Source organism: Sphingomonas sp. M1-B02, assembly GCF_026167525.1.
GTDB lineage: Bacteria > Pseudomonadota > Alphaproteobacteria > Sphingomonadales > Sphingomonadaceae > Sphingomonas.
The window spans coordinates 507232-526882 of sequence record NZ_CP110679.1; the positions used below are offsets into that span (position 1 = coordinate 507232).

24 protein-coding genes are annotated in these 19651 nt (G+C 65.6%); 8 read left to right on the plus strand and 16 right to left on the minus strand.

Annotated features, from left to right (window positions below; translation table 11 throughout):
• Positions 1-6: 6 nt before the first annotated feature.
• Positions 7-894, minus strand: coding sequence for a hypothetical protein (locus OKW87_RS02490; protein WP_265542051.1), 888 nt, complete (start codon positions 892-894; stop codon positions 7-9).
• 171 nt (positions 895-1065) lie between these two features.
• Between OKW87_RS02490 and OKW87_RS02495 the strand changes: the two genes are divergently transcribed.
• The 5 genes from OKW87_RS02495 to OKW87_RS02515 all read left to right on the plus strand — a co-directional run bounded on the left by OKW87_RS02495 (position 1066) and on the right by OKW87_RS02515 (position 4118).
• Positions 1066-1737: an energy transducer TonB gene (locus OKW87_RS02495; RefSeq protein ID WP_265542052.1), complete on the plus strand. Its 672-nt coding sequence runs from the start codon at positions 1066-1068 to the stop codon at positions 1735-1737.
• Positions 1738-1797: 60 nt separating this feature from the next.
• On the plus strand, positions 1798-2583 hold the full coding sequence (locus tag OKW87_RS02500) for a MotA/TolQ/ExbB proton channel family protein (RefSeq protein WP_265542054.1): 786 nt from the start codon (positions 1798-1800) through the stop codon (positions 2581-2583).
• 95 nt (positions 2584-2678) lie between these two features.
• Positions 2679-3158, plus strand: a complete 480-nt coding sequence (locus tag OKW87_RS02505; RefSeq protein ID WP_265542056.1) for an ExbD/TolR family protein — start codon at positions 2679-2681, stop codon at positions 3156-3158.
• A 26-nt stretch (positions 3159-3184) separates the two neighbouring features.
• Positions 3185-3610, plus strand: a complete 426-nt coding sequence (locus tag OKW87_RS02510) for an ExbD/TolR family protein (protein WP_265542058.1) — start codon at positions 3185-3187, stop codon at positions 3608-3610.
• 160 nt (positions 3611-3770) lie between these two features.
• Positions 3771-4118 (plus strand): tetratricopeptide repeat protein, encoded by a 348-nt coding sequence (locus tag OKW87_RS02515; protein ID WP_265542060.1) that lies wholly within the window; start codon positions 3771-3773, stop codon positions 4116-4118.
• 98 nt (positions 4119-4216) lie between these two features.
• On the opposite strand, the gene dcd is transcribed toward OKW87_RS02515, so the two are convergent.
• From dcd to OKW87_RS02530, 3 genes are read right to left on the minus strand one after another with little or no spacing between them, the layout of a single operon-like run.
• Positions 4217-4771, minus strand: a complete 555-nt coding sequence (gene dcd, locus OKW87_RS02520; protein WP_265542062.1) for a dCTP deaminase — start codon at positions 4769-4771, stop codon at positions 4217-4219.
• Positions 4772-4816: 45 nt separating this feature from the next.
• A complete protein-coding gene (locus OKW87_RS02525; protein ID WP_265542064.1) occupies positions 4817-5272 on the minus strand; it encodes a cytidine deaminase in 456 nt (151 codons plus the stop codon).
• The gene (locus OKW87_RS02530; RefSeq protein ID WP_265542066.1) at positions 5272-5754 is read right to left on the minus strand and encodes a UPF0262 family protein; all 483 of its coding nucleotides are present in this window, start codon (positions 5752-5754) and stop codon (positions 5272-5274) included. The genes OKW87_RS02525 and OKW87_RS02530 overlap by 1 nt, the downstream gene beginning before the upstream one ends.
• Before the next feature lie 80 nt (positions 5755-5834).
• On the opposite strand from OKW87_RS02530, the gene OKW87_RS02535 reads away from it, so the two are divergent.
• Complete coding sequence (locus OKW87_RS02535; protein WP_265542068.1) at positions 5835-7325, plus strand: replicative DNA helicase; 1491 nt, start codon at positions 5835-5837, stop codon at positions 7323-7325.
• A gap of 12 nt (positions 7326-7337) precedes the next feature.
• Here the strand turns inward: OKW87_RS02535 and OKW87_RS02540 are convergent, their stop codons facing one another.
• The 7 genes from OKW87_RS02540 to OKW87_RS02570 all read right to left on the minus strand — a co-directional run bounded on the left by OKW87_RS02540 (position 7338) and on the right by OKW87_RS02570 (position 13791).
• Positions 7338-8114: a phosphoadenylyl-sulfate reductase gene (locus tag OKW87_RS02540; RefSeq protein WP_265542071.1), complete on the minus strand. Its 777-nt coding sequence runs from the start codon at positions 8112-8114 to the stop codon at positions 7338-7340.
• Complete coding sequence (locus tag OKW87_RS02545; RefSeq protein ID WP_265542073.1) at positions 8107-8529, minus strand: DUF934 domain-containing protein; 423 nt, start codon at positions 8527-8529, stop codon at positions 8107-8109. Before OKW87_RS02545 ends, OKW87_RS02540 begins: the two co-directional genes overlap by 8 nt.
• Complete coding sequence (locus tag OKW87_RS02550) at positions 8522-10153, minus strand: nitrite/sulfite reductase (protein WP_265542074.1); 1632 nt, start codon at positions 10151-10153, stop codon at positions 8522-8524. The genes OKW87_RS02545 and OKW87_RS02550 overlap by 8 nt, the downstream gene beginning before the upstream one ends.
• A gap of 150 nt (positions 10154-10303) precedes the next feature.
• The gene (locus tag OKW87_RS02555) at positions 10304-10600 is read right to left on the minus strand and encodes a DUF2849 domain-containing protein (RefSeq protein ID WP_265542075.1); all 297 of its coding nucleotides are present in this window, start codon (positions 10598-10600) and stop codon (positions 10304-10306) included.
• Positions 10597-11382: a uroporphyrinogen-III C-methyltransferase gene (gene cobA / locus OKW87_RS02560; RefSeq protein WP_265542077.1), complete on the minus strand. Its 786-nt coding sequence runs from the start codon at positions 11380-11382 to the stop codon at positions 10597-10599. Before cobA ends, OKW87_RS02555 begins: the two co-directional genes overlap by 4 nt.
• A gap of 91 nt (positions 11383-11473) precedes the next feature.
• Complete coding sequence (locus OKW87_RS02565; protein ID WP_265542079.1) at positions 11474-12397, minus strand: hypothetical protein; 924 nt, start codon at positions 12395-12397, stop codon at positions 11474-11476.
• Positions 12398-12399: 2 nt separating this feature from the next.
• The gene (locus tag OKW87_RS02570) at positions 12400-13791 is read right to left on the minus strand and encodes a serine hydrolase domain-containing protein (protein WP_265542080.1); all 1392 of its coding nucleotides are present in this window, start codon (positions 13789-13791) and stop codon (positions 12400-12402) included.
• A 190-nt stretch (positions 13792-13981) separates the two neighbouring features.
• Here OKW87_RS02570 and ndk point away from each other — a divergent pair, with 190 nt between their 5' ends.
• Positions 13982-14404: a nucleoside-diphosphate kinase gene (ndk, locus tag OKW87_RS02575; RefSeq protein WP_265542082.1), complete on the plus strand. Its 423-nt coding sequence runs from the start codon at positions 13982-13984 to the stop codon at positions 14402-14404.
• 122 nt (positions 14405-14526) lie between these two features.
• Positions 14527-15261 carry a hypothetical protein gene (locus OKW87_RS02580; protein ID WP_265542083.1) on the plus strand — a complete coding sequence of 245 codons (735 nt, stop codon included), beginning with the start codon at positions 14527-14529 and terminating at the stop codon, positions 15259-15261.
• Here OKW87_RS02580 and OKW87_RS02585 read toward each other — a convergent pair.
• The 5 genes from OKW87_RS02585 to OKW87_RS02605 form a co-directional block, all read right to left on the minus strand.
• Entirely contained in the window at positions 15258-16547 is a 1290-nt protein-coding gene (locus tag OKW87_RS02585; protein ID WP_265543961.1) for an ATP-binding protein, read from the minus strand. The genes OKW87_RS02580 and OKW87_RS02585 overlap by 4 nt on opposite strands.
• A 43-nt stretch (positions 16548-16590) precedes the next feature.
• Positions 16591-17310 (minus strand): response regulator, encoded by a 720-nt coding sequence (locus OKW87_RS02590; RefSeq protein ID WP_265542085.1) that lies wholly within the window; start codon positions 17308-17310, stop codon positions 16591-16593.
• A gap of 79 nt (positions 17311-17389) precedes the next feature.
• Positions 17390-17896: an EF-hand domain-containing protein gene (locus OKW87_RS02595; protein WP_265542086.1), complete on the minus strand. Its 507-nt coding sequence runs from the start codon at positions 17894-17896 to the stop codon at positions 17390-17392.
• Positions 17897-18009: 113 nt separating this feature from the next.
• On the minus strand, positions 18010-18780 hold the full coding sequence (locus OKW87_RS02600; RefSeq protein ID WP_265542087.1) for a thioesterase family protein: 771 nt from the start codon (positions 18778-18780) through the stop codon (positions 18010-18012).
• A 37-nt stretch (positions 18781-18817) separates the two neighbouring features.
• The gene (locus OKW87_RS02605) at positions 18818-19519 is read right to left on the minus strand and encodes a glutathione binding-like protein (protein WP_265542088.1); all 702 of its coding nucleotides are present in this window, start codon (positions 19517-19519) and stop codon (positions 18818-18820) included.
• Positions 19520-19651: the final 132 nt, after the last annotated feature.

Here is a 19651-nt window from a genome sequence, read left to right on the forward strand (position 1 = left end):
GGCTCCTCAGACGCAGGGCCCCAGCGCGCGCAGGACGAACGCATAATCCTCGCGAGCGATCGCCGCGTTCGTGCCCTCGTCCGATTCGATGCTGCCGGCGGGCAATTCGCTGGGGAGGCCACAGGCCAGCCGATACCAGAGCAAGGTATCGGGCAGCGGCGGTCTTGCCGAATCATCGACGATGTCTCCCAATGATACGGACCATCGCGGCTGCTCGCCGGGGCGGCGGAGAATCTGAAGCGAGACCGGCTGATTATTCTCGGTCTGCAAGAAAATCTGGGTTTCGCCCTCGCCGGGCAGCGTGCCCGGCACATGGAAGGCGTTGCCTACCCGCGTGATCGCCGGTGGCGCCTCGGCTGCGAGGACCTCGCGGGTGACCCCGCGAACCAGCATATCCAGTTCGGGGCTATGGATGCGCTGGCTGTCAAGGCCGGTGAGCTGCACCTGATCCGGCCGGCTGGCCACCGGACGCGCGAACAACAGCACGCGTTGCTTCTTGAGCTTTGGCGCGCGCCCGCGCTCCCCGAGCGGCACATCCGCGACGTAGCCGATTCGCGGCGGCACCGCCGTCGCACCGCGAATCAGGGCGAGAACATCGGCCTCGATATAGAAGCGTGCCCGGTCCGGAGCCACGTCTGCGGCCTCTGCGCCCTTGATCCTGACTGCGCTTCGGATTCGCGCGTCGACGATGAGCGGGGCACCGATCACTTGGGGGGCCACGACCGCATAGCTGGGCAGGCCCACCGCCGCGGGAGCTTGGTTTTGCGCGGGTTTCGCTGCTGCGAACGACGGCGCGGTTAAGGACATCGCGCAATAAAACGCCAGTGCTGAGATACGGATCATCACGCCGCGATACCGGATCACCGGCTTCTTAAACAGAAATAATTCGGTCACCAAGCGCCGGTAGGCCCGGTTTGTCCGACAAAGCGTTTGCGTAGCCCCTATCGCCGCGATAGAGACTCGCGCTCTGCCGAACGGACGCAAGACAGCGAACGGCGGTCGGACTTGTGCGTTGGTACAGCTTCCGCGCAGGGTCGCATAGGATTAGAGGAGTGACGTTGCCGAATGGCTTACGCTGACCGTAATGCAAGTGGCAGTCGGATCGTTGCGATCGTCCTGGTCGCAATCATCGTGGCAGGCATGGGATATGCCTTCGTCACGGGTTTGGCTTACCAGTATATCAAGAAGAAGGCGGAAGAGCTGAAGACCTTCGAGGTCGAAGAGCCGCCGCCCCCGCCCGAGGAAGTCCCACCGCCGCCGCCGCCGCCCGACACGCCAGTGCCGCCGCCGCCGACGCAGGTCGTATCGCCCCCGGCGATCGTCCAGACGGTGACGCCGTCCCCGCCAATGTATACCACGCCGATCATCCCGCCGGCGCCGCCTATCTCACCTCCGGCTCCGCCTGCGCCCGTCGCGCCGCCGGCACCGCCGGCTCCGGTGATCAACAAGGCCGCTGGTGCCCGTGGCAATCCCGCGGACTGGGTGACGACCGACGACTATCCGGCCTCCTCGCTTCGTAACGAGGAAGAGGGAACGACGGGAATCGCGTGGGACATCAACACGCAGGGGCGCGTGGAAAACTGCCGGGTGACTTCTTCGAGCGGCCATCCGGCTCTCGATCAGGCTGCCTGCCGGGCGCTTACGCGCAAGGGTCGTTATTCCCCGGCGCTCGACCAGGCTGGAAATCCCATTCGTTCTTCATCGTCCCGTCGCGTGAAATGGCAAATTCCAAAGTGACCGGCCCGCCGGCTTGATCGCCGGTACCGCCAGCAACTTATACAGAGGAAAGAAACGACAATGCTCACGACCATTCTCGCTGCCGGGGCACCCGCAGGCGAAAACCCTTATGGCCTCGAAGCTGCACTGCGCGAGGGCGGTCTCATCGCCCAGACCGTGTTCGGCATTCTGGTGCTGATGCTCTTCGTATCGCTCTACATTCTCTTCACGAAGCTCTTCGAGCAACAGAAGATCATCAACCAGTATAAGCGCATGCGCTCGACCTTCTGGAGCGCGAACAGCCTCCGCGAAGGTGCTGCCAAGCTCGAGAAGAACTCGGCCTATCGCCAGATCGTCGACGACGGCATCCAGGCGCAGGACCAGTATAAGCAACTGACCGATCCGATGGAGGCGCATGACTGGCTGCACGGCTCGCTCGCGCGTTCGGAAGCGACCATCAACTCGGCACTGGGCGGCGGCCTCGCCTTCCTGGCGACGACCGGCGCGACTGCACCGTTCATCGGCCTGTTCGGCACCGTGGTCGGCATCTACCGCGCACTGATCAAGATCGGTTCGGCCGGTCAGGCTTCGATCGACGCCGTTGCAGGCCCGGTCGGTGAAGCACTGATCATGACCGCGCTCGGCCTGGTCGTCGCGGTTCCGGCCGTGCTGGCGTACAACTTCCTGCAGCGCCGCAACAAGGCGATCTCGGAGAATCTGAACGCCTTCTCGAACGACGTGCTCGGCTATCTCGCTTCGGACGGCCGCGTTCGCCCGGCAGTGACGACGAAGGCTGCGGCACCGGTCAAGCCGGCCGCGCCGACCACGACTGCCGGCCAGACCGGCGGCGTTCAGACCCGCGCGTAAGTCTTGAGGGAATTGGCCGCGCGCGGCGCGCGCGGCCACCTTGCCACCAGCCATATGGCGTTGGTGGAACGATACGAAGGATAGGATAACGCCCAATGGCGATGAGCGTAGGCGATACCGTAGACGACGCACCGATGTCCGACATCAACACCACTCCGCTGGTGGACGTGATGCTGGTGCTTCTGATCATCTTCCTGATCGCCGTTCCGGTGGTGATCCAGTCGGTCGATCTCGCGCTGCCCAAGGTGCAGTTCGAACCGACGACGACCAAGCCCGAAAATGTGGCGCTCTCGATCACGGGTGCGGGCGGCAAATGCCAGGTTTATTGGGGCATGACTCAGGTCAGCTCCGCCGAATTGCTCGATCGTGGCGTGGCCAAGCTGCGCGCCGAGATCGCCCGTCAGGGCGGCGAGAATGCGCCCGGGCTCGAATTGCCCGAGGTTCATATCCGTGGCGACGTGAACACCCCGTACCGCTGCATCGGCGGCACGATCTACACGATGCAGATGGCTGGTTTCGCGAAGGTCGGCTTCATCTCCGAGCCTGAAGCGGGATCCACCGTCACGCGCATCTGACGCGCAGCGTTTTAGGAGTTTTGTAAATGGCAATGAGCGCAGGCCGCGAAGACGGCGAGCCGATGATGGAAATGAACACGACGCCGTTGATCGACGTCATGCTCGTGCTCCTCATCATGTTCATCATCACCATTCCGATCCAGACTCACGCCGTGAAGGTCGATCTGCCGCAGAACAGCCCGCAGAACGCCCCGCCGGTCGAGCCGGAGAAGAACAAGGTCTATATCGACGCGCAGGGCCAGGTGTTCTGGAACAGCGTGCCGATCAACGACGTGACGCTGCGCCAGTATCTGGACGCATCGATCGCGCGTAGCCCGGAGCCGGAGCTGCACTTCCAGCCCGATCCCAACGCGCGCTACGACGTCGTCGATCGGGTGCTTGCGATCATCAAGCGCGCCAACGTGACCAAGCTGGGTTTTGTCGGCAACGAGCAGTATCGCGGCGACTTCTAACGACGGCGCTTCGGCGCGGTTCGATCTTCAAAAGGCGGTCCTCCGGGGCCGCCTTTTTCTTTGCATGCAGAGGATTGCAGTAGCGTCGCAGAAGTGTCACATTAGTGTCATCCGAGAGTCACGAGATCGTCATCGTGATCCGAACCTTTAGGAGACGCCGATGCGTATGTGCTTCATCGCCCTCGCCGCGCCGCTGATCGCAGCGCTCCCCGCCATGGCCCAGGATCGTGCTGCCAGCAGCTACATCTCGCAGGGCTCTTACGGGCAGGCCGAGTCGCAACTGACCAGCGAGCTGCGGATACACCCGGATCGCCCTGAGCTACTGCTCAATCTCGCCGCGGTATATGCCAGGACCGGCCGTGTGGCGGAGGCGCGCACCCTCTACACGCGCGTGCTTTCTCAGAACGAAGTGCTGATGGACCTTTCGGCCCAACGCACTGCCAGCTCGCACGCCGTGGCGCGCAGAGGGATGGGACGGCTGGACGCGGTGCAGTTCAGCGCGCGGTGATTCGGCGAGCCTGACAATCCTGGAACGGCGCGCATGGAGCGCCGTCGCAGCTTGATTTCACGGGGTCGCCCGAGGCGTTGAGCCAGGCGCTCCTGCCGTCACAAGCGAGGCAGGGTCACACCCCGTTGGCCCATATATTTGCCGGCGCGATCGGCATAGCTAGTCTCGCAGGGCTCGTTGCCCTTGAGAAAAAGGAACTGGCACGCGCCCTCATTGGCGTAGATCTTCGCCGGGAGCGGCGTCGTGTTCGAGAATTCGAGCGTGACATGGCCCTCCCATTCGGGCTCGAGCGGGGTCACGTTCACGATGATCCCGCAGCGCGCATAGGTCGACTTGCCCAGGCAGATCACCAGAACGTCGCGCGGGACCCGGAAATACTCGACCGTTCGCGCCAATGCGAAGCTGTTGGGGGGGATGATGCAGACATCGGTCTTGCGATCGACGAAGCTGTTCGCCGAGAAGTCCTTCGGGTCGACCACCGCGCTGTCGATGTTGGTGAAGATCTTGAACTCGTCGGCAACGCGGGCGTCATATCCGTAGGATGAGAGGCCGTAGCTGATGCAGCCCTCGCGGCGCTGAGCCTCGACGAAGGGCTCGATCATTTGATGCTCGCGCGCTTGCTCGCGGATCCAGCGGTCGGACAGGATGGACATCAATGCTCCCAGATTTCCGGCAAAGGCTTAAGCGCTCGGCGGCGGTCAGGCGAGTCCCAGATCGGCGGGACCGAAGGCAGCGGGCAACAAATCGGAGAGGCGATATTCGACGATCGCATCGCCCTCGGCGCCAGCGCAGAAGATCGCGATGTCGCGCTTGCCGAGCTGGGCGGCCTCGTTGATGATCTGGCGGCAGCGCCCGCAGGGGCTGACCGGGGCTGTGCCGGTGGCGCCATGATCGCCGATCATCCCGCCGACGACGCCGATCGCAACGACGTCCCGCAAGCGTCCCTGTGCGTTCAACGTGGCTAGCGCGACGGTCTCAGCGCAGAGCGAGAGGCCGTAGCTGGCATTCTCGAAATTGGCGCCCGTCACGATGCTGCCGTCGGTGAGCTGGACCGCGGCGCCCACTGCGAAGTTCGAATAGGGTGCATAGGCGTTGCCGGCTGCTACGCGTGCCGCCTCGATCAGCGCCTTGGGGTCCGAGTCGTTCGGCATCATCATCCCTTGATGTGGAGTACGCAGAGCAAGGTGAAGAGCCGGCGGGCGGTGTCGAAATCGACATCGATCTTGCCCTCCAGCCGCTCCTTGAGCAGTTCGGCGGCCTCGTTGTGAATGCCGCGCCGGGCCATGTCCACCGTCTCGATCTGCTGCGGCGTCGCGTTGCGAATCGCCTGGTAATAGCTGTCGCAGATCGCGAAATAGTCGCGGATCGGGCGGCGGAAGCGCGCGAGGCCCAACACGAGCGTCTCCAGCGGCGCGCCGTCCGCTCGATGGATCTCGAGCGCCAGCCTGCCTTCCTCGACGCGCAGGTGCAGCTTGTAGGGTCCGGCATAGCCGTCGGCGTGCTGGCGCTGCGGCGCGAAATGATTGTCTTCGAGCAGGTCGAAGATGGCGATCCGCCTTTCCTGCTCGACGTCGGCCGAGCGCCACAGGATGGTGCGCTCGTCCAGCGTGACGCTGATGATCCTTGGATCGCTCATTCGGCGATGCTTTGGGGGCATTCCCCGTTTTCCACAAGCTGCCCGGTTGCCGCGCCGGCCGGCATCGGCAAAGAGAGACGATGGCTCAACCGATACCGTTTCCTGCCCCAGAGGCGCCCGAAGGCGTGAGCCTGCCCCAGAATGTCGAGGCCGAGGCGGCCTTGCTGGGCGCGATGATGATCGACAACCGAGTCGCGGAAGACGCGCTCCAGCGGCTGCGCCCGGAGCATTTTTTCGAGCCGCTGCACGGCCGTATCTACGAAGCGATCTCGATGCTGGTCGGTGACAATAGGCTGGCGACCCCGGTGACGCTGCGACCGCTGTTCGCCGCGGACCCGGCGATGAAGGAATTGGGCGGGCCGGCCTATCTGGCCCAGCTCACCGGCAATCCGGCAAGCCTGATCGGCGCCAAGGCATTTGCGGACCAGGTCTATGATCTGGCGATGTTGCGTGCGCTGGTGATGGTGGGGCGCGAGCTGGTCGAGGAGGCGCTCGACACCAGCAAGGACATCAATCCTTCCAAGCAGATCGAGCAGGCCGAACTCAAGCTTTACGAGGTGGCCGAGAAGGGCGGCGAGGAGACCGGCGCGCGCAGCTTCACGCGAGCCGCCGCGCTCGCGGTGAAGCAGGCCGAACGGGCGATGAACTCCGGGGGAAGCGTCTCGGGGATCACGTCGGGGCTTGCCGATCTCAACGCGATGACCGGCGGCATGAACCGTTCGGACCTGATCATCCTCGCCGGGCGCCCGGGCATGGGCAAGACCTCGCTCGCTACCAACATCGCCTTCAACGCCGCCAAGCGCTGGGTGGACGACAAGGAAGCGGGGATCAGCGAGGACAAGTCGATCGGCGCGCCGGTGGTGTTCTTCAGCCTCGAAATGTCGTCCGACCAGCTGGCGACCCGTATTCTCTCCGAGCAATCGGAGATCGTCTCCGAGAAGCTGCGCACCGGCAATATTTCATCGAGCGAATTCATGAAGTTCGCGCGGGCGGCGGGCGATCTGGAATCGCTGCCCTTGTTCATCGACGACACGCCGGGTCTGACGATCGCGGCGCTGCGCACGCGAGCCCGGCGGCTCAAGCGGCAGCACAAGATCGGGATGGTCGTGGTCGACTATCTCCAGCTGCTGACCGGCTCGGCGAAGGCCTCGGGCGACGGGCGCGTACAGGAGATTTCGGAGATCAGCCGCGGGCTCAAGACGCTGGCCAAGGAACTCAACGTGCCGGTGCTGGCGCTCTCCCAGCTCAGCCGGCAGGTCGAAAGTCGCGAGGACAAGCGTCCGCAGCTATCCGATCTGCGCGAGTCGGGATCGATCGAGCAGGATGCGGACATCGTGATGTTCGTCTATCGCGACGAATATTATCATGATTTCAAGGCGCCCAAGGCGCCCGACGGCAATTCCTCGGCCGACGATATCGCGAAATACCAGACCTGGCAGGAAGAGCAGTTGCGCGTCGCAAACAAGGCGACGGTGATCATCGCCAAGCAGCGCCACGGTGCCACGGGCCATGTCGATCTGCGCTTCGACCGCCAGTTCACCAAGTTCAGTGATCTCGCACCGGGCTACTGACCGCGGCGAAGCTCAGAAAACCGGGAGGTTGGGGTCGTTGTCCTCGATCGGAGTGTGGATGCCGCACTCGGTCTTGTCCCAGCCGCGCCAGCGTCCGGCGCGGGGGTCTTCGCCCGGTTTCACGCTGCTCGTGCAGGGCGCGCAGCCGATCGACGGATAGCCCTGCGCCACCAGCGGGTGGACCGGCAGCTCATGCTTCAGGAAATAGGCGTCGAGATCGGCGCGGGTCCAGTCCGCCAGAGGATTGATCTTGAGCCGGCCGATCGCATCGGACGTATCGAGTTCGAAGCGGGGAAGGGCGTTGCGGGTCGAGGCCTGGAAGGCCTTGCGTCCGGTGATCGTCGCGTCGAGGCCGGCAAGGCCGCGGGCGAGCGGCTCGACTTTCCGGATCTCGCAGCAGCCGTCGGGATCGAACGACCAACGCAACCGGTTGGCGTCGCGCGCGGCAAGGACTTCGGCGTCCGGATGCAGGATCTGCAGGTTCGTGAGACCCAGCCGCTCCGCCAGCGCATCGCGATAGAGCAAGGTCTCGGGAAAGTGACGCCCGGTATCGAGGAAGAGCACCGGGATATTCCTGTCGATCGAGCTGACCAGATGGAGCAGCGCGGCCGATTCGGCGCCGAACGACGATACGATCGCGACATCGCCGACCATCTGTTCGGTCAGGACGGTGCGCAGCATCTCCTCGGCGCTGGTGCCGCGGAACATGTTGTTGAGGCGAATCGCCTCATGTTCGGTGAAGCGCGTCGTCAGATCGAGCCGATCGATTTTCCGGGCAAGCTCAGCCATGTCGGAGCTTCCAGACCGGCACCGCGCCGTCGGCTGCGGGTTGATAGACATGTTCGTAGCGCGCGAGTGCGGCCGACAGGGTAGCCTCGTCGATCTCGGACTCGGGCGCGAAACTGTCGAAGCCGCAGCGGCGCATCAGCGGGATCTGATCGACCAGCACGTCGCCCTGTGCGCGGAGCTCGCCGGTATAGCCCGCCTCGCGCAGGATGCGGCCCGACGAATAGCCGCGCCCGTCGCGAAACTTGGGGAAGCTGACTTCGACCAGCGCCAGCCGATCGAGATAGGGAAGCAGCTCGCGTGCATCCTCGCTCGATTCGAGGCGGACGGCAGTGGCGTTCGACTGGCCCAGGAAGGAGTCGAGCGTCACGGCGGGCTCTTCGTGCGGAACGTCGTCGCGGAAGCGAAGATCAACCATAAAGCGCCTCCTTGAACGGCTCCATGCCGATGCGGCGATAGGTATCGAGGAAGCGCTCGCCCTCGGTGCGCTGTGCCAGATAGACGTTGGTCGCGGTTTCGACGGCGTCGACGATGCCGTCCTCGCTGAAGCCGGGGCCGGTGATCTTGGCGAGGCTGACATCCTCCGCGCCCGAGCCGCCGAGCAGCAGCTGATAATTCTCGGTGCCTTTGCGGTCCACGCCGAGGATGCCGATGTGGCCGGCATGATGGTGGCCGCAGGCATTGATGCAGCCGCTGATCTTGAGCTTGAGTTCACCCAGCTCGCGCTGGCGGCCGAGATCGGCGAAGCGGGCGTGGATCTTCTGCGCGACGGGGATCGAGCGGGCGTTGGCGAGGCTGCAATAATCGAGCCCGGGGCAGGCGATGATGTCGCTGATCAGGTCGAGATTGGCCTCGGCGAGGCCGTTCTCGGCGAGTTGCTGCCAGAGGGTGTAGAGATCGATCTTGCGCACATGCGGCAGGACGATGTTCTGGGCGTGGGTGACGCGCAGTTCGTCGAAGCTGTGCTTTTGGGCGAGGTCGGCCATCAGATCGATCTGCGCGGAGGACGCGTCGCCGGGGATGCCGCCTTGCGGCTTGAGGCTGATCGTGACGACGGCATAGCCCGGCGCCTTGTGGGCGCTGACATTCTGGTCGAGCCAGACCGCGAAATCCGGGTCGCTGCGATCGACCTCATCCGGAAGGGCCGTCTCGAAGGCGGGCGGGGCGAAGAAGGCCGAGATACGGTCGAACTCGGCCTTGGGCGGATCGATGCCGAGCTTCTTGACCGCCACGAACTCATCCTCGACCTGACGACGATAGTCGTCCGCACCGATCTCGTGGACCAAAATCTTGATGCGGGCCTTGTAGATATTGTCGCGGCGGCCGTAGCGATTGTAGACGCGCAGGCACGCCTCGACATAGCTGAGCAGGTCTTCGATCGGCACGAAGTCCTTGATCTCGGGGGCGACCATCGGCGTGCGGCCCATGCCGCCGCCGACGAAGACCTTGGCACCGAGCGCGCCATCCTGCTCCACGATCTGAATGCCGATATCGTGGAGGCGCATCGCCGCGCGATCCTCGTCGGCGGCGATCACTGCGATCTTGAACTTGCGCGGCAGATAGCTGAATTCGGGGTGGAAGCTGCTCCATTGGCGGAGCAATTCGGCCCAGGGGCGCGGATCGGCGATCTCGTCGGCGGCGGCGCCGGCGAACTGGTCGGAACTGATGTTGCGGATGCAGTTCCCGCTGGTCTGGATGGCGTGCATCTCGACGGTGGCGAGATCGGCCAGGATATCGGGCGCGTCGGCGAGCTTGATCCAATTATACTGGACGTTCTGGCGCGTGGTGAAATGGGCGTAGTCGCGGTCATATTTGCGCGCGATCGTGGCGAGCATGCGCATCTGCCGGCTGTCGAGCGTGCCATAGGGGATGGCGACGCGCAGCATGTACGCGTGCAGCTGCAAATAGAGCCCGTTCATGAGCCGCAGCGGCTTGAACTGGTCTTCGGTGATCTGGCCGGCGAGGCGGCGGTTCACCTGATCGCGGAACTCCTCGACGCGGGCGTCGACGATCGACTGGTCGTAGTGGTCATATTTATACATTGGCGTTGGGCCCAGGAAATTTGTTCGCGCGACGACGCGACGACGCGACGGAAGAAGAATGGTTCGCGCAGGGGCGCAGAGAGCTCAGAGAGGTTTCGCCCGGCTGCGTCAGCAGCCCTTCACTCGCGTCGCGGCGTCGTTGCGCGGAGTTCATATCACCCAGCTTCCCGCAGCAGGGTCCGCCGGCTTGAGCGTCAGGTCCATGCGCACCGTCGGACCCAAGGCGCGGATGCGATCCTTGATGTGGGCGGGGCGCGGGCCTTCGGGCGTCAGGGTCGCGTCAATGACATAGGGGGCGTTGACGCGGCGCGCGCCTTCCTCGGCATGGGCGATCGCCTCGCCCTGGTCGGCGACATCGACCGCGTCCGCGACGTGGCGCGACCAGCCGGTGCCGGTCCACCAGGTCACGTCTCCGGTGCCCAGATCGTTTCCGGTAAGCAATTTCATGCGAGCGCCTCCGCCGCCTTGGCCCAGTGGGCGAGCTTGTCCTGCGCGTCGGCGAGCATCACGACTTCGCCGACGACGATGATCGCGGGGCTCAGCACCTTCTCGCGCTCGACCATCGGGCCGAGATCGGCGAGCAAGGTGCGCAGCGCACGGCTGCCTTTGAGCGTCCCACGCTCCAGCACCGCGACGGGCATGTCGGGCGCCACGCCGTCGTTCATCAATTTCTCGCTGATCTCCGGGCAGGTTGCGACGCCCATATAGATGACAAGGGTGCGCCCCTTGCCGGCGAGGCCGGACCAATCCTGCTCCGACAGCCCCTTGCACTGCCCAGCCACGAAGCTGACCGCGCTCGACCAGTCGCGGTGGGTGAGGGGGAGCATCGCCTCTGCAGCGGCGCCCAGTGCGGCGGAGATGCCAGGGATGACCTCGACACGGATGCCGGCCTCGCGCGCGGCTTCGACTTCCTCGCCGCCGCGGCCGAAGATAAAGGGATCGCCGCCCTTCAGCCGCACTACGATCGCGCCGGTCTTCACATGCGCGACGATGAGCGCGTTGATCGATTCCTGCGGCAAGGTGTGGCGCGCACGCTGCTTTGCCACCGAGATGCGATGCGCCTGCGGAGCGAGATCGAGCACGCGCGGATCGACCAGCCCGTCATGGACCAGGACGTCGGCCTGTTTGAGCGCTTCGGCCGCGCGCACGGTGAGCAGACCGGGATCGCCGGGGCCGGCGCCGACGAGGATGAGGCGCCCGCGGGCGGAAGGATCGAGCAGCGAAACCATGCCAGCGAAATGGGCCCGCACCCCGCGGCGGGCAACCGAAGCTTGCTTTGCGTGGATGTAGCGGAGCTATCGCCGCCGGCGGGCGACAGCCCTAGCGCGGAGGAAGCCGCACAACTCGGGGCGCACACATCGCCAGCGCGCGATCGATGATATGGACGAGGCGCTTGCGTGCTTCGGCGAGGCCCGCCGGCTCCACGCCGCGCTCGAGCGTCTCGAAGTTGAGATAGTCCAGCCCGTGCAGCACCGCATAATTGGAGAGAGAGCGATCGCTGGTGACGATGCGTTCGAACACGACGTTGAAGTCGGCGGCGACCATCTGCCTGGCGCAATAGGCGTCGGCGCGGTTGGTGCCGGTGCGATAGGGGGCGAAGGCGACGGTATCGTCGTCGTCCCACGGCCAGGCGCGGGCCTGCGAGGGGCTGGGGGTGAGCGTATCGTCGCAATAGCGGATCGAGATCACGCCATTGCCGGGCGGATCGGACTGGTTGCAGCGCGAATCCGCAGTGTCGAAGCCGCGGCCGTTGGTGTGGAGCGCAATGATCGGCATGCCGGGGGAAAGATCGGCGAGGATGCGACGGGCGTAGCCGGGCAGTGCCGAATCGAAATTGCGGTTGGGATCGACGGGGCGGCCATAGTCGATCGCCCGGTTCATGCGGACGCCGTCGGTGCCGTCGGCGACCCCCGCGTCGACGGCGATGATCGTGCCGCCATATTTGCGCACCGCCACCAATGCCGCTTCGAAGCCGGCATTCTCATTGTCATGCGGCACGAACCACAGGGGCCCCTTGCGCTGGCGGAGGTTGGCGATCCGCCACAGCCGCCAGGCGGCGCGCTCCTCGCGAAACTCGATGCGGGTGACCGCGAGCCCCCGCCAGTCGGCGGGATCGCGATGACGGGCGAAATCGTCGTCGTCGACCGTAAGCGGATCCACCCGCTCGACGCGGGCGTCGGAGGCGGGGGCGGCGCTGGTCAGGGCCAGCCAGGCGAGGCCGGCGACGAACATCGGACGGAGCATGCTCAACCCGCCGGGGTGATGAAATATTGCTCGAACTTCCCGTCGCGCCCCGGATCGGCATACGTGACCAGGATCAGCGAGCGCCCCGGATAGCTGATCCGATAGTTGCGGTTGACGAAGCCGCCGCGCAGCTTGGGCGTGCCCAGCGGCTCGAAGCTGGTCGGGGCGCCGAGCGGGGCGAGGCTGTCGCGATAATCACGGACGGTTTCGGCATTGAAATAATATGCCGCATTGTCGGTGAGCAGGCGGCGATCGGGCTCGCCCTTCTGGAGCGCGGCGTAGAAATTGCGCGCGAGGGTGGCGCGATGGGCCTCGTCGCCGGATAGCGCCGCGGCCGGCAGCAGCAGGTTGACGATGCCGCTGGCGATGCTCGAATGGGCGTTTCCGAAATCGCCGTTGACCAGCGAGACGACCGCGAGGCGGGCGTCGGGGATAACGATATTCTGGCTGAGGAAGCCGACCGCGGCGCCACCATGGCTGACCTGCTTATAGTCGCCGCGCTGGCCGAGCGTGACGCCGAGGCCGTAATTTGCCGGGCTGCCGTCGGCGAGCTTGATCATCCGTTCCTGCTCGACCCAATCCTCGGCGGGGAGCAGTTTGCGCTCGATCCGGGCGATGTTCCACTTGGCGAGATCGGTGGCCGACATCGCCAATTCGCCGGTGGCGAACATCCAGTCCGCGCCGGGGACAATGACAGGGCGCACCGGGCCGAGCGCGTTGCGGCGATAGCCGGTGACCGAACCCTTGCCGACCGCGAGATCCTGATCGATCGGGCGGATGCCGAGCGGCTTGAACAGCTTGCGGTCGAGATAGGCCAGGATCGGCTCGCCGGCGACCTTTTCGAGGATCATGCCGGCGATCGTGTAGCCGGTGTTCGAATATTGCCAGGCGGTGCCGGGGACGAAATCGAGCGGCTTCTTGGCCCAGCGATCGACAATCGCCTGCGGGGTCGCGGGCTGCTCCATCGCGGCGAAGCTGTAATCCTGCGGCCAATAATCCTGGAGGCCGGCGGTGTGGCTGAGCAACTGGCGGATAGTGATGGTGGCGCCGCCCGAGACGCCGGGGAGATATTTGCCGATCGTATCGTCGAGGCTGAGCTTGCCTTCATCCTCGAGCAGGAGGAGCGCGGCGGCGGTGAATTGCTTGGAGATCGAGGCGACCTGGTAGCGCGCGTCGGAGGTGGGGGCGGCGATGTTCGGGCCCTGGTCTCCATAGGCCTTGGCGTAGACGATCTTGCCGTCGCGGACGATCGCGATCGAGGCTGAAGGGACCTGAGTGGCGGTGAGCGCGTCTGCGACGAGCTTGTCGACCTGGGCGGTCTGGTCGGCGGTGAGCGGCTGGGCGGCGGCGGGGGCGGCGAGGAGGAAGGCGGCGAGCAGGATGAGGCGGCGCATGGTCACTCCGAATTTGCTTGGGCACGACCGTAAGGCGGGCACTCGGCTCTCGCAATGATCGAGACCGCGCGCGGTCATGCCCGTTCGGAATGGGGATAGGGGTGCGGAGATTGTGTCCGGCTTGCATCGGGCGACCGCGAGGACTAGAGAGCCGCGACTTTTCCCAACCCCAATATAGGAGCCGCAGGCCATGGCCGCGACCCGTACTTTCTCGATCATCAAGCCCGATGCCACGCGCCGCAACCTCACCGGCGCCGTTACCAAGATGCTGGAGGATGGCGGCCTGCGCGTCGTCGCTTCCAAGCGCATCCAGATGACCCGCGAGCAGGCCGAAGGCTTCTATGCCGTCCACAAGGAGCGGCCCTTTTTCGGCGAGCTCGTCGACTTCATGATCTCCGGCCCGGTGGTCGTGCAGGTTCTCGAAGGCGAGAATGCGATGCAGCGCAACCGCGACATCATGGGCGCGACCAACCCCGCCAACGCCGAGCCCGGCACGATCCGCAAGGAACTGGCGGAATCGATCGAGGCGAATTCGGTCCATGGTTCGGACAGCGACGAGAATGCGGCGATCGAGATCGCTTATTTCTTCAAGCCGGAAGAGATTGTCGGCTGATATCGTCGCCTGGCGATGCCGAAGGAGCCGGGGCGCATGCCCCGGCTCTTTTCGTATCGGGGCCCAGGCTACCGGATTTTAAGCGTCGCCTGCCACGATGCGCCTGTCTACGGAGAGAGCGCATGGTCTTCGGTAGTTTTCGGGGCGACAAAAGGCTGCAGGCCCAGAAAGCGGCGCTGCGCGAAACGCTGGATGCGTTGACGGAGGTTGAGCGCCGGATCAGCGATACCGCCCTGTTGCGCCAACATTTCGCCGCGGTGTGGCATGGGGTACCCGACGATGTGCTGATTGCCCTGGGCAAGGCACGCGAACTGGGCGGTCTGCTGGACGAGCGCGCCGCGATGGCGCAGCGCGAGCTGCCGGCATTCGATGACGCCGCGGCGTTCTTCACACGCCAGGTTCAGGGGCTCGAGCGAAGCTGGCAAGCGTTCCTGGCGCTATTGCTGGCGCGTCTGACGATAGCACAAGGCAAATCGAGGGCGGTGCCGGCAACGCACAATCCCAGCATGGCCGCGTGCCAGCGCGCGCTGATCGAGATCGCCAGCGATCTGCGCAATGCGGTGCGCACCCATCTCGACGAACTCATCCCGGTCAAAGCGGACCATGAGGGACCCTGGCCCGAACGTCTCGATCTCGCGAAGATCAAGCGGCTGGTCGACGAGGTCGGCGTCGCACTCGACATCTATAGTCAGCGTTCGCAAGACGAGGGCGAATTGCCGCAGGCGTCTTCGGCGACCTTGATGGAGATGATCGCGACGCTGCAAGACAGCATTGCTACGATCGAGGATCAGCGCGTCAACCTGGCCGCGCACATGACGATAACGGCAGCGATGCGCAATTGCGGACTTAGCACCTAGCCGCGTGGCAAAGTGATCGTTGCGGTCAACCCGCCGCCTGCGCGGTTGGCCAGTACAATATCGCCCCCCGCATCGCCGACGATCGCCTTGGCTAGTGCCAGGCCCAGGCCGATGCCGCCGGTTTCGCGGTTGCGCGAGGTTTCGAGCCTGGTGAAAGGCGCGAAGACCGCAGCGAGCTTGTCGGGCGGGATTCCGGGGCCGCGATCTGCCACTTCGATCGCCACGCTGCGCTCGCCGGGGATCAGCCGGACCTCGGTGGCGCCGCCGCCATATTTGACGGCATTCTCGATCAGGTTGCGCAGCGCGCGGCGCATCAGCGAGGGGCGCATCCGCATCTTGAGGCGCGGCGCTTCCTCGAAGCTGACATCGGCGTCGAGATCGCGGAAATCCTCTACCACCGCGTCGATCAGCGCCGACAGGTCGACGTCGGTCGGCGGCTCGCTGGGCCGGCCCAACCGGGCCAGCGACAGGATATCGTCGAGCGTGCGGTTCATTTCGTCGATCGTATCGGCCATCCGTGCGCGATCATCGTCGTCCTCGACCGATTCGATGCGGACTCGCAGCGCGGCGAGCGGGGTGCGCAGATCGTGGCCGATCGCGCCGAGCATGCGATCCTTCTCGTCGAGCATCGCATTCACCCGCAGGCTGAGCGTATTATAGGCGCCCACCACGGCGCGAACGTCGCTGGGGCCCCGCTCCTCTAGCGGTTCGGTGCCCTCGCCGGGGCGGAAATCGCGCGCCGCATCGGCCAGCGAGCGTAGCGGACGCGAGATGCGGCGGACGATCCACATCACCGGCAGCAGGATGATCGCATAGAGGATCAGCGTCTGTATCGTCAGGTTGACGAAGAGTCGCCGGTCCGGGCGCGGCCAGCCAGAATTCACCGTCAGCCAGCCCCGTCCGGGCTGTTCGATCGCGATCATCAGCGACGTCGCGGGGCCGCGTCGGAACCCGCGTGCATCGGGTTCGGCCTCGGGATTGGCGCGAATGCCGGTGTCGATCCGCGCGGCGGCGATGCCGACCTCAGCAAGCTGGCGACGGAGTTCGGCAGCAACTTCGGGGCGGCGTTCGAGCCCGGCGGGAATGGGATTGACGGCGACCCGGCGGACGCGGCCGCGATCGGGCTGGAGCGAGCGGGTGCGGGTTTCGCGCTCGAGCGCATCGACGAGGCGGGTGACCGCCGGGCGGGTCGCCTGCGCGAGGCGATATTCGGCGCTGGCCCGCAGCGCGAGGCCGAAGTTGAGCGCCTGCGCCGCGAATAGCGCGATCGCGATCAGCAGCGCCATCTGGCCGGCGAGGCTCTTGGGGAGGGAGCGTGTCACGACGTCGTCACAGCCGGGTGACTTCGGCGGCGAGCGTGTAACCGCCTCCCCACACGGTCTTGATCAGATTGGGTGTCTTGGGATCGGGCTCGATTTTCTTGCGCAGGCGGCTGATCTGATTGTCGATCGCGCGATCGAAGGCGGCGGCCTCGCGGCCCTGTGTCAGATCCAGCAACTGATCGCGGGTGAGGACCGCGCGGGGGCGCGTTACCAGCGCGTGGAGGAGGTTATACTCGCCGGTCGACAAGGGCACCGAGACGCCTTCGCGATCGACCAGCGCGCGCTCGCCGGTCTTGAGCACCCAGCCGGCAAAGGCGAAGCTGCCGGTTTCCGGGGCGGACTGGCGCGATCCGCCGGCGACCATGCGGCGCAGGATCACCTTGATCCGCGCGGCTAGCTCGCGCGGCGAGAAGGGCTTCACGACATAATCGTCGGCGCCCATTTCCAGCCCGACGATTCGATCGGTCTCCTCGCTGCGCGCGGTGAGCAGGATCACCGGGATCTCGCTGGTCTCGCGGATGTGGCGGCACAGGCTGAGGCCGTCCTCGCCCGGCATCATGATGTCGAGGATCACCAGATCGATCGCATAGGCCGACATGCGCGCGCGGGCGCCCTCGGCGTCGCCGGCCTGGGTGACGCGGAACCCCTGCTTGGTGAGATATTGCGCGAGCGGCTCGCGGATCGAGCGTTCGTCGTCGACGAGGAGGAGGTGCGGGGTTTCGGTCATGGGGAAGCGTAGCAACTCCGCTGGGGGATGGAAGTGCCCGGGCCGGGAGGGGAGACCGGCCCGGGCAGTCGCCGCCGACTCAGTTGGTCGGCGGGGTCGGCATGGTGCCGCGCATTGCCTTGCGGGCTTCGCGGGCTGCCTCGCGCTCGGTCGGGCTCAGCTTGCCGTCCTTGTCGGTGTCGAAGCGCTCGAGCATCTTCGCGCGCATCTCGCCGCGATTGCCCTGCCGGGCTGCCTGCGCGGCCTGGCGCTCGGCGGGGCTGAGCGTGCCATCCTTGTCGGCGTCGAACCGTTCCATCATGCCGGCGTGCATCTTGCCGTGGCCGCCCTTGCCGGCGCCGCGGGCCCCGTGCTTGCCGCGCATCGCCTTGCGCTCCTCGGCGCTGAGCTGGCCGTTCCTGTCGGTATCGGCCATTGCGAAACGGGCTTCGGCATGCGCCATCGCCTCGGCGCGGGTGACGACGCCGTCCTTGTTGGCATCGGCCTTTGTCATCGGGGCAGGCGGCGGAGTGGTCTGCGGTCCGGCAACGGCGGCGCCGCCGAGCAGCGAGGCGCCGAGCAGGCCGGCGATCAGGGTCTTCTTCATTACGCGATACTCCTGTGCGGGTCCGCGATCATTCGCGGCTGATGTCCCTTCTGGTCCAGGGCTGTCGCAGGCATTTGTCATGAAGACGCCAAATTGTCGCAAATTGTCGCGGTTCAGCCGAAGATCGCGACTCCTTGCATCGCCTCGGCCACCGGCGCGCCGGCGGCGTTCCAGATCGTCATGCGCTGGCTGCTGTAGCCGGCGCGCGCCGAATCGGCTCGAGCGTGGAGCAGCCACCAGCCGTCCTGAGTCGCGGGCTCCGCGTCGAGGAAATTGATCTGCCAGTTGAGCGAGCTGAGCGGAGTGTTGGGCTTGGCCAGCTTGAACGCGCCCGGCGGCAGCGCGTCGCCGATCGCCATCAGCTCGACCATCGGGTGAAGTTCATTGCGGTCGCGCAGCCGGACCCAACGGAGCCATTCGGCAGGCGCAAGCGCGAGCTTGGGATCGAGGAAGTTGAAGTTGCCGGTGAAGAAATTGCCGGGGCCGGTGTAGAGTTCGGCATCCGCGGCGGGCGGCGTGACGGCGCCGCGGGGGGCCTCGTCATGGACGATTGCCGAGGGCAAGGCGGCCATGAAGACGAAGGTGGCGCGCAGGCCGAGGCCCGCGTCGGAGGTGACGTCCGCCTGAAGGAAGGCGGCGTTGCGGCCGCGGCGCAGGCGCGTGGCGGTGATCCGCACGCGCCCGGCGAGCGGACCGATGAAGGCCACCTGCGCGGAGCGCAGCGGCGGGAGGTCGGGCTCCAGTTCGAGGGCGGCCTGGAGCGCGATCGCGGCGGACAGGCCGCCATAGGCCGTCCGGCCCTGCAGCCAGTCGGCCGGGATGCTGGTCTCGAAGCCCATCTCGAGGGGGGTGCGGGCGGCGAGGATTTCGGCGATCGGAGTCATGCAGGCTCCATACGCGAAATTCGAAAGCGGTGAACCGTCAGTTCGCCGAGCCCTTCGCGGTCTGGCCGAACAGGATCTTGCGCTGCTCGCCGGTCATCGGCGAAGTGGTCGCCTGGATCTCGCGGCCTTTCTCATAGGCGCGGACCGTGGCGGGGCGGGCGGTGATGCTCTCGAACCAGCGCTTGAGATTGGGGAAGTCGCCCAGATCCTGCTTATGATTCTCGTGCGGGACGATCCAGGGATAGGCGGCCATATCGGCGATCGAATAGGCGCCGGCGATGAAATCGCGCCCCTCGAGCCGCCGATCGAGCACGCCGTAGAGCCGATTGGTCTCGTTGACGTAGCGATCGATGGCATAGTCGATCTTCTCGGGCGCGTAGATGTTGAAATGGCCGTTCTGGCCGGCCATCGGCCCGAGCCCGCCGACCTGCCACATCAGCCATTCGAGCTGCTCGGTCTTGGCGCGCAGTTCAGGGCCGAAGAACTTGCCGCTCTTGTTGGCAAGATAGACCAGGATCGCGCCGCTTTCGAACACGCTGATCGGCTCGCCGCCATCGGCGGGGGCGCGATCGATGATCGCCGGCATGCGGTTGTTCGGGCTGAACTTGAGGAAGGCGGGATCGAACTGCTCGCCCTTGCCGATGTTGACGGGGTGGATTTCGTAGTCGAGCCCGGCTTCCTCGAGGAAAAGCGTGATTTTGTGGCCGTTGGGCGTGGGCCAGTAGTAAAGCTCGATCATGGAAGTCTCCGATGCGGTTGGGCGGGAGATGGGGAGGCCGGGCGGTTACGCAACCGATTGCGGCGGGGAGAGGCGGCGGACGCGCTGGCCTGCCAAAGTGCAAGAGGAGTGCTTGACGGGGCGAGCTCCATA